At 72.4% G+C, this 18638-nt stretch carries 15 protein-coding genes; 9 read left to right on the forward strand and 6 right to left on the reverse strand.

The window, feature by feature from the left end:
• Positions 1-108: 108 nt before the first annotated feature.
• Entirely contained in the window at positions 109-1278 is a 1170-nt protein-coding gene (locus tag ABT297_RS07955; protein WP_350546032.1) for a beta propeller repeat protein, read from the reverse strand.
• Positions 1272-1841 carry a DUF1707 SHOCT-like domain-containing protein gene (locus ABT297_RS07960; RefSeq protein ID WP_350546034.1) on the reverse strand — a complete coding sequence of 190 codons (570 nt, stop codon included), beginning with the start codon at positions 1839-1841 and terminating at the stop codon, positions 1272-1274. Before ABT297_RS07960 ends, ABT297_RS07955 begins: the two co-directional genes overlap by 7 nt.
• Before the next feature lie 210 nt (positions 1842-2051).
• Here ABT297_RS07960 and ABT297_RS07965 point away from each other — a divergent pair, with 210 nt between their 5' ends.
• On the forward strand, positions 2052-2486 hold the full coding sequence (locus ABT297_RS07965; RefSeq protein WP_502885526.1) for a hypothetical protein: 435 nt from the start codon (positions 2052-2054) through the stop codon (positions 2484-2486).
• A gap of 45 nt (positions 2487-2531) precedes the next feature.
• Here the strand turns inward: ABT297_RS07965 and ABT297_RS07970 are convergent, their stop codons facing one another.
• Genes ABT297_RS07970 through dnaK form a run of 4 tightly spaced genes read right to left on the reverse strand, consistent with a single transcriptional unit; the run spans position 2532 to position 6753 of the window.
• A complete protein-coding gene (locus ABT297_RS07970; RefSeq protein ID WP_350546036.1) occupies positions 2532-2984 on the reverse strand; it encodes a heat shock protein transcriptional repressor HspR in 453 nt (150 codons plus the stop codon).
• The gene (dnaJ, locus tag ABT297_RS07975; RefSeq protein WP_350546039.1) at positions 2974-4191 is read right to left on the reverse strand and encodes a molecular chaperone DnaJ; all 1218 of its coding nucleotides are present in this window, start codon (positions 4189-4191) and stop codon (positions 2974-2976) included. Before dnaJ ends, ABT297_RS07970 begins: the two co-directional genes overlap by 11 nt.
• Positions 4192-4216: 25 nt before the next feature.
• Positions 4217-4897, reverse strand: a complete 681-nt coding sequence (gene grpE / locus ABT297_RS07980; RefSeq protein ID WP_350546042.1) for a nucleotide exchange factor GrpE — start codon at positions 4895-4897, stop codon at positions 4217-4219.
• Positions 4894-6753: a molecular chaperone DnaK gene (gene dnaK, locus ABT297_RS07985; protein ID WP_350546045.1), complete on the reverse strand. Its 1860-nt coding sequence runs from the start codon at positions 6751-6753 to the stop codon at positions 4894-4896. The genes grpE and dnaK overlap by 4 nt, the downstream gene beginning before the upstream one ends.
• Positions 6754-6979: 226 nt before the next feature.
• Between dnaK and ABT297_RS07990 the strand changes: the two genes are divergently transcribed.
• The 8 genes from ABT297_RS07990 to ABT297_RS08025 all read left to right on the forward strand — a co-directional run bounded on the left by ABT297_RS07990 (position 6980) and on the right by ABT297_RS08025 (position 18401).
• Positions 6980-8779 carry a GTPase family protein gene (locus tag ABT297_RS07990; protein ID WP_502885520.1) on the forward strand — a complete coding sequence of 600 codons (1800 nt, stop codon included), beginning with the start codon at positions 6980-6982 and terminating at the stop codon, positions 8777-8779.
• Positions 8780-8807: 28 nt separating this feature from the next.
• Entirely contained in the window at positions 8808-10469 is a 1662-nt protein-coding gene (locus ABT297_RS07995; RefSeq protein WP_350546048.1) for a GTPase family protein, read from the forward strand.
• A gap of 108 nt (positions 10470-10577) precedes the next feature.
• Positions 10578-11438, forward strand: a complete 861-nt coding sequence (locus ABT297_RS08000) for a fructosamine kinase family protein (RefSeq protein WP_350546050.1) — start codon at positions 10578-10580, stop codon at positions 11436-11438.
• Between the two features lie 31 nt (positions 11439-11469).
• Positions 11470-12510: a GTP 3',8-cyclase MoaA gene (moaA, locus tag ABT297_RS08005; RefSeq protein WP_350546052.1), complete on the forward strand. Its 1041-nt coding sequence runs from the start codon at positions 11470-11472 to the stop codon at positions 12508-12510.
• Between the two features lie 64 nt (positions 12511-12574).
• Positions 12575-12811, forward strand: a complete 237-nt coding sequence (locus ABT297_RS08010) for a MoaD/ThiS family protein (protein ID WP_350546053.1) — start codon at positions 12575-12577, stop codon at positions 12809-12811.
• Positions 12812-12827: 16 nt separating this feature from the next.
• On the forward strand, positions 12828-14135 hold the full coding sequence (locus ABT297_RS08015; protein WP_350546154.1) for a metallophosphoesterase: 1308 nt from the start codon (positions 12828-12830) through the stop codon (positions 14133-14135).
• Positions 14136-14171: 36 nt separating this feature from the next.
• Positions 14172-17414, forward strand: a complete 3243-nt coding sequence (locus ABT297_RS08020; protein WP_350546055.1) for a UvrD-helicase domain-containing protein — start codon at positions 14172-14174, stop codon at positions 17412-17414.
• A gap of 114 nt (positions 17415-17528) precedes the next feature.
• Positions 17529-18401, forward strand: coding sequence for an LppU/SCO3897 family protein (locus ABT297_RS08025; protein ID WP_350546057.1), 873 nt, complete (start codon positions 17529-17531; stop codon positions 18399-18401).
• The last annotated feature ends 237 nt before the right edge of the window (positions 18402-18638 follow it).

Raw genomic sequence — 18638 nt, forward strand, 5'->3', positions numbered from 1 at the left:
GGGGTTCCCACCCCACACCCCCCATGCTCGCTTCGCTCGCACTGCATCGCTTCGCTCGCCCCTACCGGGGGCTGCGCCCCTGCGACCCCATAGCGTCGTTACTTGTTGTTAGCGGGCGCTTACTGTTATGTGGGACCAGTCGCATGCCTTGTTCTTTGTTGTGCAGAGCCAGACTTCGCCCGACTGCTGGGCCGGGTAGCCCAGGATGGTCTGGGCGTCCAGTCGCCGGAGCCGGAAGATCAGCCGTGCGCCGGTATCGCGGGTGCGCTGTTGCTGGTCGAGGACCCAGACGCCCTGGTTGCCGGCGATCAACACCGCGCCGCCGGGCAGGACCTCGGCGTTGAACACCTCGGCCACCTCCCGCATCGCGGTCGCCTCGGTCCAGACGGAGGCCGAACCGGTCGTGCCCCGCTGGCGGCGGGCGGCGAAGTGGGGGCCGACCAGCCAGACGTCGGAGCCGTCGGGGGCCACCACCGGGCGGACCACGGCGGTCTCGTCCGTCGCGTGCGCGGTGCCCTGAGGCCGCCAGGTGTGGCCGTGGTCGGCGCTGCTCCAGACGGCGACCGTCGAGCTGGCCGCCGGAGAGGGCGTGCCGACCAGGGCCTGGGCGGTCAGCCACAGGGTGCCGTCGGCGGCGGAGGTGAGGCCGGTGTACCGGTGGTCGCCGGGCGGTCTCGCGGGCAGTGGGGCGCGGTTGCCGTCGTCGCCGATGATCCACGGCTGCTCGGGGCAGCCGTTCGCGGCGGTGAGGCAGCCGACCGAGTACTGCGGCTCGGCGAGGTTGAGCTCGACGGGCGGCGGGGTCAGCGGGCGGCGCTCGAAGGTGCGGCCGGTGTCGCGGGAGATGAAGTACCCGCCCGGCGCCGCCTTGATGATCAGCACGTTGCCGCGGCCCAGGCGCATGTCCACGTCGATCGCGTCGTCGAACGGCAGCTTGCGCTGCACCCAGCTCGAGCCGCCGTCGAGCGTGAGCACCAGCCCGACCTGGCAGGGCCGGCCGGCCACGCACGAGGTGAACAGCGCATATCCGGTGTTGGAATCGGCGAACTCGACGCCGCGCGGCGAGGTTCCCTTCGGCACCGGCACCACGTTCTGCCGGTTGTGCGGGTCCTCGGAGCCGCCGGGGGTCGCCGGCACGTCCTCGTAGGAGACGTCGTCGCTGGGGGCCTGCTGTGGCGCGGCGGTGCCGTTCGGCGAGCACGAGCCGGCGCTCAGCGTCGCGAGCAGCATCGCGGCCAGCGCGACGACCAGGACCGGCCGCTTCGCTCCTACTACCAACGCCAGCGCCAGAATCGGCGCTGGTAGCGCACGCGCACGCTGCTGCTGCGCACCTCTCCGCCGATCCTGAAGATGACGCCCTGCCCCGGCTGGTCATACGCCGCTGGGACCTTCTGCTTCACCGAGCTCGCGTGCGGGGCGATGCTGCCGATGTCGGCGGTGGCCCCGCGCGGCAGGACCAGATCGATCGAGCTGGACCGCGCCTCGAGCTGGACCTCGACCACGGGACTGGTGAACACCGCCTCGGTGAAGTCGAGCTTGACCGAGCCGGCCCGAGTGCTGATCAGCAGGCGGCGCGACACCGTCCATCGACCCTGGCGCTTGAGGCTGGACGAGCGGTTGCGGATCTCCAGCTGCTCCGGGACCGCTATGGGCCCCTTGTGCGGCAGGTCGCCGACATACGGCTCGATCTCCCCGAACGTGCGCGAACGCAGCACCCCGTCGACGCGATCCTCGAACTCCGAAAGCGTCAGCCGACCCTCCGCGACAGCGGCGTTGAGCTGGGCGACCACAAGCTCCCGCTCGGCGTCGGAGATGCGCATGTCCGGACGGTCCGTGCTCACGACGACACTCTAGACCCCATCGTGAGTCATTGACATACTGCGTTTTGCCACCCACTTCGGGTGGAAAAATGCGGGTTCAGCGCGGCTCACCGCGGGTGAGCAACACCATCGCCTCTTCCCATACAACCTGGTGACGGGCTAAGTTGTCGCCCAACCAGGGCCTGACGAGTGGCGGCATCCCTGGTGACCACCCGCTGGCCACGGGAGCTGATGGTGAGCGTGACACAGGCGGGATTCCGGGGTTTCCAGAACCCAGTCGACCCTACCCCAGCCGAGCTGCGCGCGTGGGCCTACCATCCGGACGCCTCGCTGCTGCAGACAATGCCCCCGGACTGGGACCTGCTGGTCGCCGGCGACCGGCTGATCGGCACCCTGTTCGAACTGGCGATGGACCCGGCCTGCCCGGCGCGCCGGTTCGCGCTGCACTGCCTGTACATCTACGCGGCCGACGGCATCCGCACGCACTTCCGCGCCCACCCGAGGCGCCGCCTGAAGAAGTTCGTGGAACAGGCCGAGAGCAGCGGCGACGAGCCACTCACGACGTGGGCCCACAACTCGAGAATGCTCCTGGCCCGCCCCGAGCTCTTCGACTACCACGACTGGTGCGAGGGCGGCCTGGTAAGACAACCAAGAAAGCTGAGCTGAGAGGCGCCGCTTCGGCATGCGGCGCCTCTCAGGCCTGACGCTGGTTCACACGTTCTTCGACGGGCGCCACACCACCAGGGCCGTCTGCTGCTGGTTCGTCGGGACCAGGTCGCGACGCGGGAAGCCCGCGGCCTCGATCTGGGCCAGGCGGGTGCGGGTCCGTATGAGCTCCGCCTCCAGCTCGGCCACGCGTTGCCGCAGGTCGCCGACCAGGCCCTCGAGCTCGATGATGCGCTTGATGCCGGCGAGGTTGACGCCCTCCTCCTGGCTCAGCCGTTGCACCTCGCGCAGCAGCGCCACGTCGCGCTCGCTGTAGCGGCGGCCGCCGCCGGAGGTGCGGCCGGGCTGCACCAGACCCATACGGTCATACTGCCGCAGGGTCTGCGGGTGCATCCCGGCCTGCCGGGCCGCGATGGAGATGATCAGCACCTTGGCGTCGGAGACCGCCTCGATGCTGAGAAACACCTCGCGCGGGTCCATGCCGTCGTCATCGCTCATAGCTGCTGCGCTCCCGTGCGATCGCGTCGAGCCGCTCCCGTGGAGCCGGCGGCGCCGCGGCCGCATAGTCGGACAGGGCCTTCCGGGCCTCCTCGGACAGCTCGTCCGGCACGTGGACGTCGATGGTGACCAGCAGGTCACCGACGTTGCCGTCGCGCCGGGCGACGCCCTTGCCGCGCACCCGCAGCGTCCGGCCGCTCGGCGTGCCCGGGGGCACGCGCAGCAGCACGGTCGCGTCGAGCGTCGGCACGCGCAGGTCGGCACCGAGGGCCGCCTCCGCGAACGTCACCGGCACCGTCAGCGTCAGGTCGTCGCCGCTGCGGCCGAAGACCGGATCGGGACGGACCTTGATGAGCACGAACAGGTCACCGGGCGACCCGCCCCGGGTGCCCGGCTCGCCCCGGCCGGCAAGCCGGATGCGCTGGCCGTCGGAGACGCCGGCGGGGATCCGAACGTTGATCGTGCGGGTCTTGGTGACCCCGCCGGTGCCGTGGCACTCCGGGCACTTCTCGTCGACGATGGTGCCCACGCCCTGGCACTCGCGGCACGGCTCGGTGAAGCTGAACGAGCCCTGGTTGCTGCTCACCACGCCGAGGCCGCGGCACTTGGTGCAGGTCCGCGGCGACGAGCCCGGTGCCGCGCCGTTGCCGTGGCAGGTCTCGCAGGTGCCGGGCGTGCGCAGGGTGATCGGCAGCGTCGCACCCTGCACCGCGTCGACGAAGTTGAGCACGACCTCGGTCTCGACGTCGCGCCCGCGGCTTCGGCGTCCGGTCGCCGGCGCGCCTCCACCACCCGAGAAGATCGAGCTGAACAGGTCCGAGAAGCCGGCGCCGCCGAAGCGGCGGTCGGCGCCCTGGGACGGGCCGCCCGCGCCCGCCCCGGCGTTGCCGAACAGGTCGCCGAAGTCGAACCCGGGACCGCCCGCCCCCGCCGGGCCGCCGGCCCGGGCGTTGCGGCGGAACTGTCCCGCGCCGAACAACGACCGCATCTCGTCGTACTCCTTGCGCCGCGCCGTGTCGGAGAGCACGTCATACGCCTCCGACACCGCCTTGAACCGCTCCTCGGCCGCCGCGTTGTTGGGGTTGCGGTCGGGGTGCAGCTCACGCGCGAGCTTGCGGTACGCCTTCTTGATCTCGTCGGTGGAAGCGGATTTGGTGACGCCCAGAACCGCGTAGAAATCCTTTTCCAACCAGTCCTTCGAACTCATCGCGCCACCTCCTCCAGGCGTTCGTCTACTCCGGGTCGGCGACCGCGACCAGGGCCGGTCGCAGCAGCCGCTCGCCGAGGAGGTAGCCGCGCCGCATCACGTCGATGCAGGTCGGCTCGGACACCTCGGCCGAGGTCAGGTGGGCCACCGCCTCGTGGCGCGTCGGGTCGAACGGGTCGCCCTTGGCCCCGAAAACGGTCAGTCCGAACTTGGTCAGCGCGGCGATGAGCTGCTCCGCCACCGACCCGAACGGCCCGACCAGGTCGCCGTGATCGCGCGCCCGGTCAAGGTCGTCGAGGACGGGCAGCAGCGCGCCCAGCACGTTGGCGCTGGCCTGCTCGACCACCAACGCCCGGTCGCGGTCGACCCGCTTGCGGTAGTTGGCGTACTCCGCGGTGACCCGCTGCAGGTCCCGCGTGCGCTCGTCGAGCTCGGTGCGCAGGGCCGCCAGCTCCGCGCCCAGCCCGTGCTGGTGCGCGTCGTCGGTCGTGCCCTGCGCCGCCGCCTGGTTGGGTGCCTCCGCCTCGGCGGCCGAATCGGGGGCATGAACGGTGAACTCCTCGTCCACGATCTCGCCCTCGACCGGCTTCTCCTTCTCCGGCTCCGCATCGGCCTCGGCCTCGGCCGTCACGACGGTCTCGTCGACCGCGTCGATGGCCTCCGCCTCGGGCGCCTCCGGCGCGGCCGGTTTCTGCGCATCCGTCACTTCTTGTTGTCCTCGTCGATGATCTCGGCGTCGACCACGTCGTCCGGGCCGTTGCCGGCCTTCGCGCCAGTGCTCGCGCCGCCCGTGGCGCTGCCGGCGTCGCCGGTGGCCTGCTGCTGCCGCTGCTGCTCGTAGAGCGCGCTACCGGCCTGCTGGGAGACCTGGGCGAGCTTCTCGTGCGCCGCCTTGATCCGCTCGGTGTCGTTGCCGCCGAGCGCGCTGCGCAGGTCGCCGAGCGCCTCGTTCATCTGCTCCTTGGCCTCGGCGGGGATCTTGTCGCCGCTCTCGGCCAGGAACTTCTCGGTCTGCCACTGAAGGGCCTCGGCGAGGTTGCGGGTCTCCGCCTCCTCGCGGCGGCGCTTGTCGTCGTCGGCGTGGTCCTGCGCGTCGCGCATCATCCGCTCGATGTCGTCCTTCGGCAGCGCCGAGCCGCCGGTGATCGTCATCGACTGCTCCTTGCCGGTGCCCAGGTCCTTGGCGGACACGTGCACGATGCCGTTGGCGTCGATGTCGAAGGTGACCTCGATCTGCGGCACGCCGCGCGGCGCCGGGGGCAGGCCGGTCAGCTCGAAGGTGCCGAGCCGCTTGTTGTACGCCGCCATCTCGCGCTCGCCCTGGAAGACCTGGATGAGCACGGAGGGCTGGTTGTCGTCGGCGGTCGTGTAGACCTCGGAGCGCTTGGTCGGGATGGTGGTGTTGCGCTCGACCAGCTTGTGCATGATGCCGCCCTTGGTCTCGATGCCCAGCGAGAGCGGGGTGACATCGAGCAGCAGGACGTCCTTGACCTCGCCCTTGAGGACACCGGCCTGCAGGGCGGCGCCGACGGCGACGACCTCGTCCGGGTTGACGCCCTTGTTGGGCTCCTTGCCGGTGAGCTGCTTGACCAGGTCGGTCACGGCCGGCATACGGGTCGAGCCGCCGACGAGGATGACGTGGTCGAGCTTGGCCATGTTGATGCCGGCGTCCTTGATCGCCTGCTCGAACGGCACCTTGGTGCGGTCCAGCAGGTCCTGCGTCATCCGCTGGAACTCCGAGCGCGACAGCTGGGTGTCCAGGTGCAGCGGGCCGTCGGGGCCGGCGGTGATGTACGGCAGGTTGATCGAGGTCGTGGTCGCCGCGGACAGCTCGATCTTGGCCTTCTCGGCCGCCTCGCGCAGCCGCTGCATCGCCATCTTGTCGGCGGACAGGTCGATGCCGTGCTGGCCGCGGAAGGTCTTGACCAGGTGGTCGATGACGCGCTCGTCCCAGTCGTCGCCACCGAGGTGGTTGTCACCGGAGGTCGACTTGACCTCCACGACGCCCTCGGCGAGCTCCAGGACGGAGACGTCGAAGGTGCCGCCGCCGAGGTCGAAGACCAGGACGGTCTGCTCCTTGGAGCCCTTGTCCAGCCCATACGCCAGGGCGGCCGCGGTGGGCTCGTTGACGATGCGCAGCACGTTGAACCCGGCGATCTCGCCGGCCTCCTTCGTGGCGGTGCGCTGCGCGTCGTTGAAGTATGCCGGCACGGTGATGACCGCGTCGGTGATCTGCTCGCCGAGGTAGGCCTCGGCGTCGCGCTTGAGCTTCATGAGCACCCGCGCGGACATCTCCTGCGGGGTGTACTTCTTACCGTCGATGTCGGTGGCCCAGTTGGTGCCCATCTCGCGCTTGACGGAGCGGATGGTCCGGTCCGGGTTGGTGACGGCCTGCCGCTTGGCGACCTCACCCACGAGAACCTCGCCGTTGCGGGCGAACGCGACGATCGACGGCGTCGTGCGCGCACCTTCGGCGTTGGCGATGACGCTGGGCTCGCCGCCCTCCAGGACACTGACCACCGAGTTGGTGGTTCCGAGGTCGATGCCGACCGCACGTGCCATAGCTGCTTGACCTCCATGCGGCAGTCGGCGTTGGCCGCCGGCTGCGAAGTTGAGTGACAGTCACTCAATAGTGCCACGAGACGCCCGATCGTCAAGTGGAACCTTGAGCCCGTTGGACGCAACCCTAAACCGGCCCGGGTGATTCCCGGGTGTGATCGCGCAGGGTCGCATCGATGTTCACGCGCATTGGATGGCGTTGCCGAGCCGCATCGTGCACGCTTTATCCGTGACCACACAGGGCGAGTCGGTGTCCGCCCGGTCGACGGCCGCCGACCCTTCGCCGGATGGCCCGTCGCCCGGTCGGCCCCCGCGCCCGCGCCGGCCGGACCAACCGCTGGCCGCCGCTCTGTCGGATCTGCGCGACACGGCGCGGGCGACGAGGTTCGCCCTGCCGCTGCCCAGCGCCGAGCGCGCCGAGACCGTCGCCGCCGCGATGGCCGGCCAGCTCGACGACTACCTGCTGCCCCGGCTGGAGCGCCTCGACGCACCGCTGCTGGTGGTGGTTGGCGGCTCGACCGGCGCGGGCAAGTCGACCCTGGTCAACAGCCTGATCCGCACGCCGGTCAGTCCGGCCGGGGTGCTGCGCCCGACCACCCGGGCCCCGGTGCTGGTCTGCCACCCGAACGACATGTCCTGGTTCTCCCGGGCCAACCTGCTGCCCTCGCTCACCCGCACGAGCGGGCCGAGCGGCGACGCGCGCTCGCTGCAGGTCGTGTCGGCTCCGGCGCTGTCGCCCGGGCTGGCCCTGCTCGACGCACCCGACATCGACTCGGTCGTCGACGCCAACCGGCAGCTGGCCGGCCAGCTGCTCGCCGCCGCCGACCTTTGGCTCTTCGTCACGAGCGCCGCCCGGTATGCCGACGCCGTCCCCTGGGGCCTGCTGCGCACCGCGCGCGACCGGGGCACCGCCGTCGCGCTCGTGCTCGACCGGGTGCCCGGCGCGGGCGCCGCTGACGAGATCGGCCCGCACCTCAGCCAGATGCTGCGCGACCGCGAGCTCGGCGGGGTGCCCCTGTTCCTGCTCCCGGAGACCCGGCTGGACAGCCAGGGCCTGCTCGGCGAGGCGCAGATCGCGCATCTGAGCGCCTGGCTCGACCGGCTCGCCCACGACGCGGAGGCGCGTGCCGCGGTCGTACGGCAGACCGTCGGCGGGGCGATCGACGCGCTCACGGTGGACGTGGTCATCCTGGCGGCCGCCGCCGAGGAGCAGGTCACGGCGGCGACGGCGCTCGGCGAGGCGGTCCGTGTGGCGTACCGCGCGGCGACCGAGTCGGTGGACAAGGGCATCCACGACGGCGCGCTGCTGCGCGGCGAGGTGCTGGCCCGCTGGCAGGAGCTCGTCGGTACCGGCGACATCATGCGCGCGCTGCAGACCCGGGTCGGCAGGCTGCGCGACCGCGCGGTCGCCGCCATCACCGGGCGGCCCCCGCCGGGCGAGCAGTTGCAGGAGGCGCTCGGGTCGGGGCTCGCGGTGCTGCTCAAGGGCGCCGCGACCGATGCCGCGGAGCGGGCCGGGACCTCTTGGCTGGCGCATCCGGCCGGGGCGGCGCTGCTGGACACCGCACCCAACCTGGTGCACCCCTCCGAGGACCTCGACGAGCGCATCGACCGGCTGATCCGCGACTGGCAGCGCTCGGTGCTGGAGCTGGTGCGCACGGAGGCCGGCGACAAGCGGGTGGTCGCCAAGGCCAGCGCCTACGCGGTCAACGCGACCGGCCTGCTGGTCATGGTCACCGTCTTCACGACCACGGCGTTCATCCCGACGGGCGCGGAGATCGCGGTCGCCGGCGGCACCACGATCGCGGCCCAGAAGGTCCTCGAGGCGATCTTCGGCGACCAGGCGGTGCGGTCGCTGGCCGAGCGCGCCCGGAGTGGCCTGGCCGAGCGGGTCGGGGCCCTGTTCGACGAGGAGGCGGACCGGTTCCGCGGCGCGCTGGCCGGCTCGGGCGTCGACGAGGAGCTGTCCGCCCGCCTGCGCGCCCTGAGCGTGGCCATCCACAAGGCACGCCCCGAGTTCGACGCATGAGCCCGGTGGAAAGGGACGGCATTACGGCATGAGCCTGGTGGAGAGGATCAAGCAGGTGGTCCCGCGGCAGACGCGACCGGTCGACGCCGACCAGCTGGTCACGCGGGTGGAGGCGATACGCCGGTTCGTCGCGGCGGCCGACGGCCACGTGCCCGAGGAGCAGCTCGTCACCGCCCGCACGGTGATCGACCGGGCCGGCGAGCGGCTCGCGCTGTCCGGCGCACACACCGTTGTCGCGCTAGCCGGCGCTACCGGCAGCGGCAAGTCCAGCCTGTTCAACGCGATCTCCGGCTTCCAGCTCTCCCGCGTCGGCGTGCGCCGGCCGACCACCGGCGTCGCGCACGCCTGCGTCTGGGGCCAGGCGGGCGCCGCGCCGCTGCTGGACTGGCTCGGCGTGCCGCCCAACCGCCGGTTCACCCGGGAGAGCGCGCTCGACGGCGACGACGAGGCCGCGCTGCGCGGGCTGGTGCTGCTCGACCTGCCCGACTTCGACTCGATCGAGTCGGGGCACCGGCTCGAGGTCGACCGGCTGCTGCGCCTGGTCGACCTGGTGGTGTGGGTGCTCGACCCGCAGAAGTACGCCGACCGCGTGGTGCACCGGCAGTACCTCGAACGGTTCCAGCGGCACCGCGACGTGACGGTGGTCGTGCTCAACCAGGCCGACCGGCTGGTCCGCGCCGATGCCGAGCGGATCGTCGCCGACCTGCGCCGGCTGCTCGACGCCGACGGCCTGACCGGCGTGCCGGCGTTCACGACGTCGGCGAAGGGCCGGCCGGGCCTGGCCACGCTGCGCACCGCGCTGGAGCGCGCGGTCGCGACGCGGCAGTCCGCGCTGCTGCGCCTCAATGGCGACGTCACGGACGCGGTGGCCGCCCTGCAGCCACTCGTGGCCTCCGGATCCAGGCCCTCCGCCGATGTACCGCGGGCCACGGTCGACCGCCTGGCCGAAGCGCTCGGCAACGCCGCGGGTGCCCCGATCGTCGCGGAGGCGACCGAGCGCACCTACCGGCACCGCGCGGCCGGCACGCTGGGCTGGCCGGTGCTGCGCTGGGCGCGCCGGATGCGCCCCGACCCGCTGCGCCGCCTGCACCTCGACGCGGGCCCGGTCGAGCGGCCCGACGCCACCTCGCTGCCGGAGTCGACGGCGGCGCAGAGGGCCGCCGTCTCGCTCGCCTCGCGCGAGGTCGCCGCGGCTGCCTCCGAGGGGCTGCCGGAGCCGTGGCCGGCCGCGATCGCCGCCGCGTCGCGCTCGCGGGTCGACGACGTGCCCGACGCGCTCGACGTCGCCGTCGCCTCCGCCGACCTGGGCCTCGACCGGAAGCCGGTCTGGTGGCGGCTGGTCGGCGCGCTGCAGTGGCTGGGCGCGGCGACCGCGCTGGCCGGGCTGGTCTGGCTGGGGGTACGGGCGGTGTTCGCGCTGCTCGGCCTGCCCAACGTCGACGGGCCGAAGGTCGGCGCCGGGATACCGCTGGCGACCGTGCTCCTCGGCGGCGGCCTGCTGTTCGGCCTGCTGCTGGCGATCGTGGTGCGGCCCCTCGTCGGCATCGCCGCGCGCCGCGCGCGGGTCCGGACGGAGCGCCGGCTGCGCGAGTCGATCGCGGTCGTCGCGGGCACGCACATCGTCGCGCCGGTGCAGGAGGTGCTGCGCTCGTACGATGACGCGCGTGAAGCCCTCGCTGCCGCCGCCTAGACTCGTCCGCCCGGTCCGCCGGCTGGGCTTCGGTGTCCTCGGACTGGTCAACCTCGCATGGGTCGGGTGGGCCGTCGCGGCGACCCACCACCTGAAAGAGGCCGGCTGATGGACCTGCGGTACCTCAGGGAACACCCCGCCCAACTGCCCGTGTTCATCCAGCACCAGCGGATCCGCGAGACGCCGGTGCCGGGCGGCTCCATCTGCACCGCCCAGCGGCTCACGCTCGACGACGGCAGCTCGGTCTTCGCCAAGTCTCTCGCCGACCCGCCGGAGGGGTTCTTCGCCGCCGAGGCCGCCGGGCTGCGCTGGCTGCGGGCGACGCACGCGGCCCCGGTACCGGAGATCATCGCCGAACTGCCGTCCATGCTCGCCCTGGAGTGGATCGACCACGGCGAGGCGACCCCGGCCGGCGCCGAGGAGCTGGGGCGCGGACTCGCCGGGCTGCACCGCTCGGGCGCGGAGGCGTTCGGGGCGCCCTGGCCCGGATACATCGGCACGCTCCGGCTGCCCAACGAGCCCTCGTCGCTGTCGTGGGGCCCATGGTTCGCGCAGTTCCGGCTGCGCCCGTTCCTGGAGGCCTCAACCGGGGCGCTGACCAGCGACGACATCGCCGGGGTCGAGCGGGTGATGTCGGAGATATCGTCGTACGGCGGGGACGAGCCGCCCTCGCGCATCCACGGCGACCTGTGGCCCGGCAACGTGCTGTGGGACCGCCGTGGCCGGGGCTGGCTGGTCGACCCGGCCGCTCACGGCGGGCACCGCGAGACCGACCTGGCGCTGCTCGGCCTGTGGGGCGGCGTGCCGCACCACGATCGGTTACTGGCCGCATACCAGGAGTCATGGCCGCTCGCGGACGGCTGGCAGGAGCGGGTGTCGCTACATCGGCTCTACCTCATGCTGGTCCACACCGCTCTCTTCGGCGCGGCGTACGGCGATTCCGTCCGATCGCTACTGCGCGCGCTCTGAACCGAAGAGACGTTCGGGTACCGTTCGAATCATGACCCACCAGGTTCCGCCGGAGCCCCCCGGGGCCGGCCTGGCCGACCGGCACGGCCGCGTGGCGACCGACCTGCGGGTTTCCCTGACCGATCGGTGCAACCTGCGGTGCACGTATTGCATGCCCGCCGAGGGTCTGGACTGGCTGCCCAGCCCGACCCTGCTCACCGACGCCGAGGTCGTACACCTGATCGACGTCGCCGTGCACCGCCTCGGCGTCACCGACGTGCGGTTCACCGGCGGCGAGCCGCTGCTGCGCCGCGGGCTGACCGAGATCGTCCGCGCCGTCGCCGCGCTGCCCGGCCGGCCGCGCATGATGCTGACCACCAACGGCATCGGGCTGAGCCGGCTCGCCGCGCCGCTGGCCGAGGCCGGGCTGGACCGGGTGAACGTGTCCCTGGACACCACCGACGCGGCCCGGTTCAAGACGCTCACCCGCCGTGACCGGCACGGTGACGTGGTCGCCGGGCTGACCGCCGCGGCCGAGGCCGGCCTCGTGCCGGTGAAGATGAATGCCGTACTCCTGCGTGGCGTCAACGACGACGAGGCCGTGCCACTGCTGCGATTCGCCCTCGAGCGCGGCTACGAGCTGCGCTTCATCGAGCAGATGCCGCTCGACGCCGGGCACACGTGGCGCCGCGACGAGATGGTCACCGGCGCCGAGATCCTCGCGCAGCTGCGCGGGGCGTTCACCCTGCTGCCCGACCCCGACGCGCGCGGCGGCGCCCCGGCCGAGACGTGGGTCGTCGACGGCCACGCCGGCATCGGCGGGCGGCCGGCCAAGGTCGGGGTGATCGCGAGCGTGTCGAGCCCGTTCTGCGGCGCGTGCGACCGCACCCGGCTCACCGCCGACGGCGCCGTGCGCTCGTGCCTGTTCAGCCAGGACGAGACCGACCTGCGCACCGCGCTGCGGACCGGGGCGAGCGACGAGGAGCTCGCCGACCTCTGGCGCAAGGCGATGTGGGCCAAACCGGCCGGGCACGGCATCGACGACCCGAGGTTCCTGCAGCCGGCCCGCCCGATGTCGGCAATCGGAGGCTGACCACCGTGCTCACCGCACGCCCACCTCGCGCGGCCGCCGCGCTCTCGATCGGAGACTGACCCACGTGCTGCTCGTACGCTATTTCGCGGGGGCCCGCGCGGCCTCCGGCCTGCCCGAGGAGAAGGTCGAGGCGGCGACGCTGGCCGAGCTGGTCGCGGTGATCACCGCGGACCGCCCGCGCCTCGCCTCGACGCTGACCGCGTGCTCGTTCCTGGTCGAGGGCACCTCATGGCGCGACCGCGAGGCCGCCCTACCGGCCACGGCGACGGTCGACGTGCTGCCCCCGTTCGCGGGCGGCTGACCGGGTGATCGTCATCATGCTGGCGGTGGCGCTCGCCATCGTCGCCCCCATTCACTGGTACCTCTGGAAGCGCCTCGTCAAGGACACCACCCGCACCCGGCGCGCTCGACGCGTCGGCACCGCGCTCGTCGTGCTGCTGGCCCTGGCGATCCCGGCGACGCAGGCGCTCTCGCGGGTGCTGCCGTACTCCTGGCAGGCGCTGGTCGCGTGGCCCGGCTTCCTGTGGCTCGCGCTGATGTTCTACCTGCTCGTGACGCTGGCGATCCTGGAGATCCCACGCCTGGCCCTGGTCCTGTGGCGGCGCCGCTCGCGCTCCACCGCCGCGTCCTCCGCAGATTCGGAACTTTTCGTCGATAACCGAGATGTCGTATTCGCCGGTCACAAGGTGGCGGACAACTCCGAACTGCCAGGCAACTCGGCGGCCGGGAGCTCGGCCGAGGCGGCCGGCAAGGCGGCCGTCGCGACGGTCGAGCCCGCGGCGCCGGCCGACGAGCGGTTCGATGCCGGACGGCGGCTGCTGCTCGGGCGGTCGCTCGCCGCCACCGCGGGAGTGCTCTCCGCGAGCACGGTCGGCGTCGGCGTCTTCCAGGCGTTGGGCGCGCCCGACCTCAAGCGGGTGCCGATCCGGCTCCCCAAGCTGCCCGCGAGCATGGACGGCTTCCGGATCGCGCTGGTGTCCGACATCCACCTCGGGCCACTGCTCGGGCGCGGGCACACCGAGCGGATCGTACGCATGATCAATTCCGTCGACGCGGACCTGGTGGCGATCGTCGGAGATCTTGTCGACGGCAGCGTCGCGCAGCTCGGGGCGGCGGCCGAGCCGCTGCAGGACCTGCGCGCCCGGCACGGCAGCTTCTTCGTGACCGGCAACCACGAGTACTTCTCCGACGACTACCAGGAGTGGGTCGACGAGGTGAACTCGCTGGGCGTCCGCGTGCTGCGCAACGAGCGCCTCGACGTGCAGGGACTCGACCTCGCCGGGGTCAACGACCTGAGCGGGGCGGGCGTCGGCGACGGGCCCGACTTCGGCAAGGCGCTCGACGGGCGCGACGCCGCCCGGCCGGTGGTGCTGCTCGCCCACCAGCCGGTCCAGGCGCACGAGGCCGCCCGGCACGGCGTCGACCTGCAGCTGTCGGGGCACACCCATGGCGGGCAGATGGTGCCGTTCAACCTGCTCGTCGGGCTGCAGCAGCCGGTCGTCGCCGGGCTGGGCAACGTCGACGGCACGCAGGTCTACGTCACGCGGGGCGCCGGGTTCTGGGGGCCGCCGGTGCGCTTCGGGGCACCGCCGGACATCTCGGTCATCGAACTGCACGGCGCGTAACCGGCGGCGATCCGGGCGGCTGTGACAGGATGCAGCGTGCCTTCGAACGCCGCCGCCTCCGATTCATCCGGCGAAGATCCCTCGTTTGTGGCCGATCTCCACATCCACTCGAGGTACTCCCGGGCGTGCAGTCGCGACCTCAGCATCGAGACGCTCACCTGGTGGGCGCGGCGCAAGGGCATCGCTCTGCTCGGCACCGGCGACTTCACGCACCCGGCCTGGCACGACCACCTGCGCGAGGCGCTGGTGCCCGCCGAGCCGGGCCTGTTCCGCCTGCACCCCGACCGCGAGGACGACATCCTGCGCCGGCTGCCGCCGCGGCTCGGCCGCGTCACGGGCGTGGCCGACCAGGCCGTGCGGTTCATGCTGTCGGTCGAGATCTCCACGATCTACAAGCGCGGCGACCGCACCCGCAAGGTCCACCACCTGATCTATCAGCCGGACTTCGAGGCGGCCGGCCGGTTCAACGCGGCGCTGGGCCGCATCGGCAACCTGGGCTCCGACGGCCGGCCGATCCTCGGGCTGGACTCGCGCGACCTGCTGGAGATCACGCTCGAGGCGAGCCCGGACGGCTTCCTGGTCCCGGCACACATCTGGACGCCGTGGTTCTCCGCGCTCGGCTCGAAGTCGGGCTTCGACGCGATCGCCGACTGCTACGCCGACCTGGCCGAGCACATCTTCGCCGTCGAGACCGGCCTGTCCTCCGACCCGGAGATGAACTGGCGGGTGTCGTCGCTGGACGGCTACCGCCTGGTGTCGAACTCCGACGCGCACTCAGCTCCGGCGCTGGCTCGCGAGGCCACGGTACTGCGGGGCGAGCTGTCCTACACGGGCGTGCGCGACATGCTCCGCACGGGCAACGGGCTCGTCGGCACGCTGGAGTTCTTCCCCGAGGAGGGCAAGTACCACGCCGACGGGCACCGGGCGTGCGACGTCAACTGGCCGCCGGCACGCACCCGCGAGGCGCAGGGGCGCTGCCCCGAGTGCGGCAAACCACTGACCGTCGGCGTGCTGCACCGGGTCGAGGAGCTCGCCGACCGGCCGGAGGGCTTCGTGCCAGCGGGCGCGCCCCGGGTCACGCACCTGATCCAGCTGCACGAGATCCTGGGCGAGATCAACGGCGTGGGGCCGAAGTCGAAGACGGTCGACGAGAAGCTCGCCGCGCTCGTCGCCCAGCTGGGCCCCGAGCTCGCCATCCTGCGCGACGTGCCGGTCGAGGACATCGCCCGGGCCGGCGGCGAACTGCTCGGCGAGGGCATCGCTCGGCTGCGGCGGGGCCAGGTGCACCGCACGCCCGGCTACGACGGCGAGTACGGCGTGATCCGGCTCTTCGAGCCCGCCGAGCTGCGCGGGAGCGCGCAGGAGGACGTGCTGTTCGAGGTACCGATGCCGGAATTGCCCAAGCAGCGCAAAGCGGAAGGGGCCCCGAAACCCCAGGCGAAGCGGCGTCGGCCCCAACCCGCGGAGCCCGCGCCGCCCCCACCGCCGATCGCGCCCCCGCCCTCGCCGCACGAGCCCCTCGAGCCCATGCTGGCCGGCATGGAGGAGGTCGGCACCGGCCTGCTCGACCGGCTCGACGCGCTGCAGCGGGTGGCGGCCTCCGCGCCCGGCGGCCCGCTGCTCATCGTGGCCGGGCCGGGCACGGGCAAGACCCGGACGCTTACGCACCGCATCGCGTACCTGTGCGCCGAGCTCGGCGTATTTCCGGAGGAGTGCCTGGCGATCACGTTCACCCGCCGCGCCGCCGAGGAGCTGCGCGAGCGGCTGGAGGTGCTGCTCGGGCCGGTGACCGAGGCGGTGACGGTCTCCACGTTCCACGCGCTGGGCCTGTCGATCCTTCGGGAGAATGCGGCCGCCGTCGGGCTGACCCCGCAGTTCCGCATCGCCGAGGAGGCGGACCTGCTGGCCGCGCTGGAGCCGCTGCCGGAGCGCGAGGCCCGCAAGGCGCTCGCCGCGATGGAGCCGGCGACGCGGGAGTCCCTGGCCAAGGCGCTGCGGGCGCGCGACCTGGTGTCGCTCGACGAGCTGCTCACGCTCACGGTCGAGTTGCTGACCGAGACGCCCGCGCTGGTCGACCGCTACCGGGCGCGCTGGCAATGGATCTTCGTGGACGAGTACCAGGACGTCGACCCGGTGCAGTACGAGCTGCTGCGGCTGTTGTGCCCGCCGGGCGGAAACCTGTGCGCGATCGGCGACCCCGACCAGGCGATCTACGCCTTCCGCGGCGCCGAGGTCTCCTTCTTCCTGCGCTTCACCGGCGACTTCTCCACGCCGGAGGTCGACGCGCGCGTGGTGCGGCTGACCCGCAACTACCGCTCGTCGGCGCCGATTCTGGCCGCCGCGGTGCAGGCGATCGCCCCGACGACGCTGGTGCCGGGGCGCCGGCTGGACCCGGCGCGGCTCGACCTCGAGGCGCCGATGGTCGGGGTGTACCCCGCCGCGTCGGTCGCCGACGAGGCGGACTTCGTCGTGCGTACCGTGGACGAGCTGGTCGGCGGCCTGTCGCACCGCTCGCACGACGGCCGCGTCGACTCCCGCGCCGCGGTCGGGGCGATGTCGTTCTCGGACATCGCCGTGCTCTACCGCACCGACGCCCAGGCCGCGCCGGTCGTCGACGCGCTGTCCCGGGCCGGCGTGCCGGTGCAGAAGCGCTCCCACGACCGCCTGCTCGATCGCCCCGGCGTCGCCGCGATCGCCCGGGAGCTGCGCTTCGCCGACGGCCTCGGCGGCTCGATCGCGGCCCGGGTGCGCCTGGCCGGCCAGGTCGTCGCCGGCCGCTGCGGCCAGCTCGACAGCGACCTCATCGGGCTCTCCGAGGCCGATGTGTGGAACGCCGTCGACCTGATGACGCCGCTCGCCCTGCGCGCCGGCAGCGACCTCGACGAGTTCCTCGGCGCGCTGGCCACCGGCGCGGAGGTCGACGGCTGGGACCCGCGGGCGGACCGGGTGCACCTGCTCACCCTGCACGCCTCGAAGGGCCTGGAGTTCCCGGTCGTGTTCCTGGTCGGCTGCGAGGACGGGCTGCTGCCGCTGCGGGCGTTCGCGGGCGCGCGCCAGTCGGAGGACGACGTCGCCGAGGAGCGCCGGCTGTTCTTCGTCGGCCTCACCCGCGCGCAGGACCGGCTCTTCGTCTCGCACAGCCGCATCCGGTTCCGGTACGGATCCGAGCGGGAGATGACGCCGTCGCCGTTCCTCTCCGCGATCGATCCGGGCCTGCTCGAGCGGCGCGGCGCGGCGGCCCCGCGCAAGCCCAAAGATCGACAGTTGCGCCTGATCTGAGCCGCTTTTGGCGCGGATCCGTGAGGTCACGGTGTTGGGGGGTGGAGCTACCGTAGCTGCATTCGCGCCGATAGGCTCACCACGCCGACCACGGCCGAGGACCAGGAGGACATCATGTCGGGTTACGGACCGCCGGGCGGACCGTACCGGGGTCAACCTCAGGACCCATGGCAGCAGGGCGGTCAGCAGGGCCCCTATGGGCAGCCGGAACAGGGTCAGCCGACATCCGGTCAGCCGACATCCGGCCAGCCGTCGTGGGGCCAGCCGGAACAGGGCTACGGCCAAGGCGGCTACGGCCAGGGCAACCAAGGCGGTTACGGCAACCAGGGCGGTTACGGGCAGGGCGGCTACGGCGACCAGGGCGGCGGCTACGGGACTCCGGGCGGGTATGACGACCGGCGCGGCTTCGGCGACGACCGCACCTACCAGCAGCCGGGCGGTTACCAGCCGTACGGTAACGAGCCCCCGGGCTACAACGACGAGCCGCCGTGGGGCCCGCCGCCGGCGGCGGAGCCACCGAAGAAGAAGCGCTCCGGCGGCACGATCGCGGTGGTCGCGGTCCTCGCGCTGCTGCTGTGCGGTGGCGGCGGCGCGGGCGCGTATTACGTGCTCAAGGACAACAAGAAGGACACCCCGGCAGCCGGCGCTTCGGCGAATCCGGACTCGTCGAGCTCCGCAGCCGCCAGTGGCGGCGCCCCGTCGGCGGGCGGCAGCGCTGCCCCCTCGAGCGGCGCCAGCAAGCCGGGCGCCCAGGCCGGCGACGCGGCGAACGCGAAGGTCGGCGACTGCCTCAAGAACGTGGGCAGCGACGACAAGCCGGTCATGCGGAAGGTGACCTGCGCGAAGGGCAGCTACGAGGTGCTCAAGACGATCCCCGGCACGAACGACACGACCAAGTGCGCGGGCACACCGGAGTACAAGTATCACTACTTCTTCAAGAGCCCGGACGGCTCACAGGACTTCGTGCTCTGTCTGAAGCAACGCTGAACCTCCGAAGCCGCCGGCCAGGCACTCGCCCGGGCCGGCGGCTTTTTCGGCCCCCTTGCGAGGGGGCCCCGCAGAGGTGTAGTACATTAGTTCGAGCAAGTCATCGAACGCCTGTTCGGTATCGTTCGATGGCGCCTTATAAGGCTGTCTTGCGTGCGCGCTAGACAGCCGTAGATCTTCCACGACGACACGCCGTAGAGGTTCTTCTACGCGGTTCTAGCCTGCGCGCTAGAAAGC

The organism is Dactylosporangium sp. NPDC000555 (assembly GCF_040300025.1).
Lineage (GTDB): Bacteria > Actinomycetota > Actinomycetes > Mycobacteriales > Micromonosporaceae > Dactylosporangium.

Coding starts and splice junctions, on each gene's coding strand:
- ABT297_RS07965 (WP_502885526.1), top strand. CDS start 2,052: ATGGTGAGCGTGACACAGGCGGGATTCCGGGGTTTCCAGAACCCAGTC.
- ABT297_RS07970 (WP_350546036.1), bottom strand. CDS start 2,984: ATGAGCGATGACGACGGCATGGACCCGCGCGAGGTGTTTCTCAGCATC.
- dnaJ (WP_350546039.1), bottom strand. CDS start 4,191: ATGAGTTCGAAGGACTGGTTGGAAAAGGATTTCTACGCGGTTCTGGGC.
- dnaK (WP_350546045.1), bottom strand. CDS start 6,753: ATGGCACGTGCGGTCGGCATCGACCTCGGAACCACCAACTCGGTGGTC.
- ABT297_RS07995 (WP_350546048.1), top strand. CDS start 8,808: ATGAGCCTGGTGGAGAGGATCAAGCAGGTGGTCCCGCGGCAGACGCGA.
- ABT297_RS08000 (WP_350546050.1), top strand. CDS start 10,578: ATGGACCTGCGGTACCTCAGGGAACACCCCGCCCAACTGCCCGTGTTC.
- moaA (WP_350546052.1), top strand. CDS start 11,470: ATGACCCACCAGGTTCCGCCGGAGCCCCCCGGGGCCGGCCTGGCCGAC.
- ABT297_RS08015 (WP_350546154.1), top strand. CDS start 12,828: ATGCTGGCGGTGGCGCTCGCCATCGTCGCCCCCATTCACTGGTACCTC.
- ABT297_RS08025 (WP_350546057.1), top strand. CDS start 17,529: ATGTCGGGTTACGGACCGCCGGGCGGACCGTACCGGGGTCAACCTCAG.